The organism is Streptomyces sp. NPDC048411 (assembly GCF_040704695.1).
Lineage (GTDB): Bacteria > Actinomycetota > Actinomycetes > Streptomycetales > Streptomycetaceae > Streptomyces.
Genome location: NZ_JBEZKL010000031.1, coordinates 58751 through 66380 on the forward strand (window position 1 = coordinate 58751; position 7630 = coordinate 66380).

Sequence of the window (7630 nt, forward strand, 5' to 3'; positions counted from 1 at the left end):
CCGGCCGCCACGCGGGTCACTGGGCCCTGCTCACTGCGCCGCGGTGCCGCGTCCTTCGAGGAGCGGGCGGGCCGGCTGCCACGTGTTGCCGCGGCGGCGGGCGGCGATGCCGGACAACGCTTCGAGCACGATGCGGTTGCCGAGCATCGCGGTGATGTCGGCGTGGTCGTACGGCGGTGACACCTCGACCACGTCGAGGCCGACCACCGGCAGCGCGAACGCCAGGCGCCGCACGGTGTCCAGCAGTTGGCGGGACGTCAGGCCGCCCGGCTCGGGGGTTCCAGTGCCCGGCGCCATGCCCGGGTCGACCACGTCGACGTCGATGGACAGGAACACGCCGTCGCACTCGTCGAGCGCGATGGCCATGGCCTCCTCGACGCACGTGTCGAGGCCGCGCGTGACAATCTCGCTCATCTCATACGAGCGCATGTGCTGGTCGGCCATCCAGTCAAGCGTCTCGGCGTCCGGCCAGTAACCGCGCAGGCCCATCTGGAGGAACCGGTCGCCGCGCACCGCGCCGGATTCCAGCAGGCGGCGCATGGGCTGGCCGTGGCCGTGCAGGTGGCCGAACTCGATGTGCGCGGTGTCCGCGTGGGCGTCGAAGTGGATGACCGACACGCGGCCGAAGCCGTGGTGGCGGGCCACGCCGGTGATGTCCGGCAGCGCGACGGTGTGGTCGCCGCCGAGGACGAGCGGGATCGCCCCGGCAGAGGCGATGGCGTACACGGCCTCCTCGATCGCCCGGATGCTGCCCTCGATGTCGCCCGCGAACATCTCCACGTCGCCGGCGTCGAGGACGCGCAGGTCCGCGAGCGCGTCGACGCGCAGCGGCAGCGACGGGCGCGACGCGTCCGGCGCGAGGTAGTCGGTCGACCGGATCGCCTGCGGGCCGAACCGGGTGCCGGGACGGTGGCTCACGCCCCCGTCGAACGGGGCGCCGACGATCACGACGTCGGCGCCGCGGTACGTGTCGGGCTCATCGAGGGTGCAGGACTTGACTCCGTGGAACGTGATGTCCGGGCCGAACATCGTGCCGTAGCGGCTCATGGTGCTCTCCTTGCGCGCAATTCGCTGACTTTAAAATCAGCAACAGGTGCGCTGACTTTAAAGTCAGCACCCGAGGTGCGACAAGAGGTGTGCCAGGATCGGATCGTGAGCAAGGCAATCGGCACCCCCGCACCCACATCCGGCACGAACTCCTCCGGCGGAGCCTCCGGCGGCCGCGACGGCATCCTGCAGGCCGCGGTGGAGCTCATCGCCCGGGACGGGTTCGACGGCGTCCGCATCTCCGACATCGCCGCCCACGCCGGCGTGTCGACCGCCTTGGTGCACTACCACTTCACCGGCCGCGACCGGCTGCTGACCGACGCGCTCGCCTACTCACTCACCCGCGCCGAGGCCCGGCTGGAGGGCCGGACGCACAGCGCCGAGCGCCAGGCACCGGCCGAACGCCTCGCCGACCTCGTCGACTTCGGGCTGCCGCTCACCCACGACGACGTCCTCGAATGCCGCCTGTGGAGCGAACTCGAGATCCGCTCCGCCGGATCCGGCGAACTCACCGCTGCCCTCGCCGAACTCCGCCGTCGCGTCCTGGCCCCGCTGGTCGCCGCCGTCGAAGACGGCCTCGACTGCGGCGACTTCCGCGACTGCGACCCCCGCGACGCGGCCACTGTCGCCATGGCCCTCCTCGACGGCCTGACCAACCGCCTCCTCACCGACCCCGGCGCCCTCTCCCTCGACGACGCCCGCCGCCTCGCCGGCCGTCAGTTCGCCCTCGCCGTCGGCTACCGCGGCGAACTGCCCTTCCGGCCCCTCCCCGACGCGGCCCCGAAACCGCCCGCTCCCCCGGCCAACCGCGCAACCCCCCGCCGCCGCGCCCCCCGCGCCCCCTCCCGCCCCACCACCCCCTGACGAACGGACCCGAACCGCAGCGGGACCGTCATCTGACTGTCGCCGGAGGATCGGCCGCGGCGCCGGGAAAACCCGAAAGGCCAGGTCAGACGCTGTCTGACCTGGCCTTTGTCGGAGCCGCCCAAGGGAATCGAACCCTGGACCTACGCATGACCCCGGTGATCGGCCCCTCCCTGGGTGCCACATGGCACAGGTTGTAGATCGTGTCGTGTGCGGCACGGGAGCGGCCCTGGGCTCCCTGTTCGTCACCCGCTTTGCTCTGCCGTACTGCCCTGCGGCTAGTTTGTCTGCAGGACAGGTACGCAGGCCCGTGGTGGCAGAGGTGCACGGGGGACGGGAGGTCGGGAAGAGTGTCGCTGCGCGGAGATGATCCAGCCGAGATCGGCGGCTATCCGCTTGAGGCGCGGCTCGGCTCAGGGGGCATGGGCACGGTCTTTCTGGCCCGTACGAGTTCGGGGCGACCTGTCGCGATCAAACTGATCCACCAGCAGTTCGCGGGGGACGACGAGTTCCGCATCCGTTTCCGGCAGGAGGTGGCGGCGGCGAGGCGGGTGAGCGGCGCGTTCACCGCCGCCGTGGTCGATGCTGCCCCTGAGGCCGAGCAGCCGTGGATGGCGACGACCTATATCGAGGGGCACACGCTCGCCCAGCGCATCGCCACGAAGGGCCCGCTGAACGGAGCGGAGCTGAGGAGGCTCGCCATCGGGCTGGCGGAGGCGCTGCGCGACATCCACCGGGTGGGGGTCGTCCACCGTGACCTGAAGCCCTCGAACGTCGTGCTCTCGCCCGAGGGCCCGCGCGTCATCGACTTCGGCATTTCGCGCGCCGTGGACCAGCAGACGCTGACGATGACAGGGCGGGTCATCGGTACGCCGCCCTTCATGTCGCCGGAGCAGTTGCAGGCGCCGCGTGGTGTGGGGCCGCGGTCCGATGTCTTCTCGCTGGGGACGCTGCTGGTGTACTCAGCGACGGGCCACGGACCCTTCGATGCGGACAGCCCGTACATGACGGCATATCAGGTGGTCCACGAGGAGCCGTCGCTGGGTGCCGTGCCGGTGGCTTTGCGCGCGGTCGTCGAGTCGTGCCTGGACAAGGAGCCCGAGGGGCGCCCCTCGGCGGACAAACTCCTCGTGCTGCTGCGGGACCTGCCGGCCGACCTTGGTGGGACCGACACGAACGGGGTTGGCGCGGGCCGCACGCGCGACATGATCACCCAGCATCACTTCGCGACGCGTGCCACCCCGGCGCCGACTGCCCCGACCACCGGTCCGGCCGGTCCCGATACAGGGAGCACTGGCACCCCCGTCGGCCACCGTCTGCGTCGCCGATGGCGTCCTGTGCTCGCGGCGGCGGTCGCGGTGGCAGCGATCGGCGGGGGAGTCGCCATGCTGAAGGCGGGCAGCTTTGGCGGGAACAGCGGTGGCGACAAGGGGAACAGCGTTGCGGCGCAGAGTGCCGCACTTCCGGACGGCTTCGGGCCATGGCGCAAGACCGTGCAGGGCGGTCGCGAGGACATCCCCGACGAGCTGCGTTGCGTCGCTCGCGGCGACGCGCTGTTCTGCGGGGGCGGCGGTGTTGTCGCGACCCGTATCAGGGCCCTGGACGGCTCGCGGGTATGGACGGCGAAGAGCCCGGGCGTCCCTGTCCAGGGCATGCACCTGGTGGGCGTCACCGACGACACGGTGCTCGGTTACCGCTTCGCCGCCCAGGACGCCCCGCAGGACCCTCCCAGCGAGGTGGTGGCCATCGACGCGAACAACGGCCGGGAGCTGTGGTCCGTGCCGTCCGGCGCCCAGTCGACGGCCGTCACGGGCCGGACTCAGGACGCCATTGTGGTCGGCTCCGCCGTTGTGACGGTCGACGCTTCCAACTCCCGCTTCGAGGCGCGGGACGCGCACAGCGGTGAAGTCACCTGGACGACGTCGTTCCCCGCGGGTACGCAGTGCGCTCCCGTCCCGGTGGGCCGACAGCTCTTGGCGATGTGCGCGACCGATGCGGAGGTGGATGCCTCAGAGGTGCGCCACCCCACCCTGTACACGGTCGACCGCGCCTCGGGGACACTGGGCAGGCCGATCGCGGTTAACGGCCCCGCCGTGCCGATGGGCGTCGCCAACGGCAGGCTCGTACTCCTTCAGCGACACATGGAGGGAACGGCGCTGGCCGGCTACGACGGGGTGGCGCGGGTCGACCCGGCCTCGCGGAAGGTCACGTACTCCCGACTGGCCAAGACATACGCGGGGACGCCCGGCATGGCGGACGGCACCGTCTACGTGAGCGGGCAGACCGGTCTCGTCACAGCGCTCGACCCCGCGACCGGCCGGAAGAAGTGGTCGCGGCAGACTGCCGTGGAGGGTGCGTCGGGTCCCGTTGCGGGAGCCGACGCGCTGTATTTCAGCTCGGCCACCGGCCGGGTGGTCGCGCTGTCGCCGTACGAGGGCAAACCCCTGTGGACAACAGACCCGCAGGCCGATGGTTTGACGGGCGAGCAGGGCGCAAGCCCGCGCGTGACCGTTGCGGGGCGTGCGGTGATCGTGGCCGCGGCCAAGAACACTCTCTTCGCCTTCGACGCGCAGAAGCCGCCGAAGTCGGGCTGACCCGGGCGGCACCGGACGCCGGCCGCTTTCCTTACGAAGATCGGGTTTCTTCCTTCAGGCCGATCCACAAGTCCTGAGCATTGGTCGTCGAGCCCCGCACCCGGCCCGCTCGGCTTACTCAGCTTCGCCATGACGTCCGGGACGGCCAGGTCCGCGAGATACGTGGTGGCCGGAATCGGCCACTGGCCGACTTCGAGCCCTACTCGTGATGCGCCTTGTTGCCCAGACTGATGGACGTGGGCGAGGGGGGGGAGGCGTGCATGGCGGCTCGGCGGAGACGAGGTGCGGCTGCACGGAGGCGGAGGGCGGCCCGGCTCAAGCGAGTGACCGTGGGCGGGGCCGCTGCGATCATCCTCCTGATGGTGTTCTGGTCTGCGGTCTGGCCCTACCTCGTCGGCGCGTTAGTGCTGGGCGGCGCGGGTGTGGCCGCCTGGTGGCTCCGGCGCACGGACCGGGAGGTTCGCGAACGGGACCACCTGTGGCGGCAGGCTGACAGGGTCGAGAACGGGCTACGGACACTCGCCGAGATGGACGCGCTGACGGGTACGGAGTTCGAGGAGCAGGTCGCGGCCCTGTGCCGGAGGAACGGGGCCGGATCGAGGAGGCGGTTGCTCTGCTGAGGCAGTACAGGAGAGAAGGAGACCCTCACGCGGCATTCGAACTCGCTGAATTTCTCGCGCGTCATGGCCGCCACGACGAAGCGATCGAGATACTGGGTCCGGCGGCCGAGACGGCCGGAGGGGACTCCGACTGGATCATCGATCTGCTCTGCCGCATCTTCGTCGAGGCCGACCGAGCAGACGAGGCTCTCGCGTACATGGACGACCACTTCGCCCGGCACGGTGGTCACCCTGACGAGCATGCCTGCGCCCGCGCCCAGGTCGTCAGGCTGTGCAGCCCTCCTGAGACAGTTGACACCGACCCCTCCCCGCGGACTGTCCCCGCAAAAGACCGCATTTCGTTCGGGACGCTGGGCGGTGTGGTCGCGGTGGCCGAACGCCTGGTGCATCAGGGCGATCCGGTTTCCCGCGACCGACACCGCCTCGGCTGCCAAGACAGCGCCAAGCGCTCGCCGTGCCGCAGCCGTTGACGTGCCTGAAGAAGTCACCTGGTTGCCGGCTCCCGGCCCACGATGGTGGCCTGGTCGGTCGGAAAGTACCAGTCCATGGGGTCGGGTACCAGCAAGTCCTCTCGTCGTACGGCATGCAGACGACGATTACGCCAGCCAGGAGCGCGGACACCCATGCCTGAACGCGGGACTTCAGCTGGAACCCTGCCTCGCCCGACGAAGACGACACCGCCCCGGTGGTGAGCCCGAAACAGCACGAGGACCTCGGCGATCACACCGGTCCTGCGCCCCTCGTCGGTCCGAAGGCATTCTTGTCGGCACACGCCCATCCTCACCCCCGCCTGGGGAGGCGGGCCGGTCGGGCTCGGCCGAACGGGGGATTTGGGGTGCGGACCGGTGCCGGTGCCGCCGTTGCGGGTATGGCGGCGCGCATGAGCGGAATTGAACTCAGCAGCACCGCGTTCGACGACAAAACGGTGATCTCCCGTCGGTACAGCGGGGAGGGTGAGAACATCTCACCGCCCCTGACCTGGTCGGGGGTGCCCCACGAGGCTACGGAGCTGGTGCTCCTGTGCGAGGACCCGGACGCGCCGGGGACGACCTTCCTGCACTGGCTGGTGACCGGCATCGATCCGAGGACCACCGGGGCGGCGGAGGGCCAGAAGCCTCAGGGGGGCCTTCCGTGGCCCAATGGCTTCGGCCGCGTGGGCTGGGGAGGGCCGATGCCTCCACCGGGGCACGGGCCGCACCGCTACTTCTTCCGCCTGTACGCCCTGTCCGAGCCGCTGCCGCTGCACGACCACCGGGGCGCCGAGGACGTGCACCGTGCCCTGAAGGGCAGGGAGCTGGCCTCCGGCACCCTGGTCGGGACCTATCAGCGCTGACGCGTCAGTGATGGTCGTAGCCATAGGCGCCGTACAGCCGGACGAACCGGGCCGCGGTGACCATCCTGCGGTGCACCAGGCCGCAGGCCCGCCGCTCGTACAGCTGGACGTGCTCCTGCCCACCATGCCCGATCGGCTGGACGAGCCGGCCACCGGAGCGGAGCTGATCCACGAGCGGCTCAGGCACTCGCGGGAAGGCCGCGCAGACGATGACGGCGTCGTACGGGGCACGGGCGGGCATCCCGAGGGTCCCGTCGCCGAGTACGACTTCGGCATTGCCGATGCCCTGCCCGGCCAGCCGCAAGCGGGCCTCGTCGACCAGGTCGGGCCAGCGCTCGACGCTGACAACGTACGCGGCCAAGCGGGCCAGCAGCGCGGTCTGCCAGCCGTATCCGGTCCCGACCTCCAGGACCTGTTCGTCTCCGGTGAGGCCGAGAGCGGAGACCATCATGGCGATCAGCGAGGGCTGGGTGGTCACCTGCCCGTGGGGGAGCGGCACAGGCGTGTCCCGGTACGCGGATGCCACCTCGTTCGCGGGGACGAATTCCGCCCGGGGGATGCTCCGTACGGCCTCCAGGAGACGGTCGTCGGTCACGCCCACGGCGTGGGCCGCGCGGACGAGGTCCTCGGGGGTCCCTTCATGGGTCATCGGACCGCGGGGCCGCGTCGCAGCCGATGGGTTCGTAGTGGTCCGAGCCGGGCCGCTCGACCATCGGCTCGGTGAGCCGGCCCTGCTGGCTGAGCCACCGGGCGGCGCACCGTCGTCTGTTCCAGGGAGCACCCCAGCGCGTTGGCCAACGCCGGCAACGCTACCGCCCAGGTCTTGGGCGGGGTGATCAAGACATCCGTCTCCTCCGCGCCGCTCCTGCTCCTGTTCATGCGCCCCATCCGCCGCTCATCTGCCGCGCTCCCGCTCCAGCCCAGTGTCGGCACGTTCCGCGCGCGGCGCGACCCGGGGGCGGTCGGGCGCAAGGGGCGACCCGTGAACCGGGAGGCGCAGCGCCTCGGCGTCAGGACGGGGTCCCCGGGTCGGTGTATCGCAGCAGGGCGCCCACGCCCTCGTACAGCCTCAGCTCGTTCTCCGGTACGACGACCAGCTCGGCACCGGTGCCGACGAGGGCCCGGACGAGGGCCTCGTCGGCGCGCTCCTCGCGCGGTGCCCCGGCCCCGGC

The 7630-nt window shown here is 71.0% G+C and carries 7 protein-coding genes and 1 pseudogene; 5 read left to right on the forward strand and 3 right to left on the reverse strand.

Annotated features, from left to right (window positions below; genetic code table 11):
* Positions 1-30: 30 nt before the first annotated feature.
* Positions 31-1047 carry an agmatinase gene (gene speB / locus AB0915_RS14275; protein ID WP_366691358.1) on the reverse strand — a complete coding sequence of 339 codons (1017 nt, stop codon included), beginning with the start codon at positions 1045-1047 and terminating at the stop codon, positions 31-33.
* A gap of 105 nt (positions 1048-1152) precedes the next feature.
* On the opposite strand from speB, the gene AB0915_RS14280 reads away from it, so the two are divergent.
* The 5 genes from AB0915_RS14280 to AB0915_RS14300 all read left to right on the forward strand — a co-directional run bounded on the left by AB0915_RS14280 (position 1153) and on the right by AB0915_RS14300 (position 6458).
* On the forward strand, positions 1153-1911 hold the full coding sequence (locus AB0915_RS14280) for a TetR family transcriptional regulator C-terminal domain-containing protein (RefSeq protein WP_366691359.1): 759 nt from the start codon (positions 1153-1155) through the stop codon (positions 1909-1911).
* Between the two features lie 350 nt (positions 1912-2261).
* A complete protein-coding gene (locus AB0915_RS14285; protein WP_366691360.1) occupies positions 2262-4505 on the forward strand; it encodes a PQQ-binding-like beta-propeller repeat protein in 2244 nt (747 codons plus the stop codon).
* A 359-nt stretch (positions 4506-4864) separates the two neighbouring features.
* The gene (locus AB0915_RS14290) at positions 4865-5125 is read left to right on the forward strand and encodes a hypothetical protein (RefSeq protein ID WP_366691361.1); all 261 of its coding nucleotides are present in this window, start codon (positions 4865-4867) and stop codon (positions 5123-5125) included.
* Positions 5080-5595 carry a tetratricopeptide repeat protein gene (locus tag AB0915_RS14295; protein WP_366691362.1) on the forward strand — a complete coding sequence of 172 codons (516 nt, stop codon included), beginning with the start codon at positions 5080-5082 and terminating at the stop codon, positions 5593-5595. Before AB0915_RS14290 ends, AB0915_RS14295 begins: the two co-directional genes overlap by 46 nt.
* Before the next feature lie 410 nt (positions 5596-6005).
* Positions 6006-6458, forward strand: coding sequence for a YbhB/YbcL family Raf kinase inhibitor-like protein (locus AB0915_RS14300; RefSeq protein ID WP_366691363.1), 453 nt, complete (start codon positions 6006-6008; stop codon positions 6456-6458).
* Between the two features lie 4 nt (positions 6459-6462).
* Here the strand turns inward: AB0915_RS14300 and AB0915_RS14305 are convergent, their stop codons facing one another.
* Positions 6463-7107, reverse strand: a complete 645-nt coding sequence (locus AB0915_RS14305) for a protein-L-isoaspartate(D-aspartate) O-methyltransferase (protein WP_366691364.1) — start codon at positions 7105-7107, stop codon at positions 6463-6465.
* A gap of 25 nt (positions 7108-7132) precedes the next feature.
* Positions 7133-7337 (reverse strand): annotated as a pseudogene (locus tag AB0915_RS14310) (hypothetical protein); the annotation flags it as partial.
* Between the last annotated feature and the right edge of the window lie 293 nt (positions 7338-7630).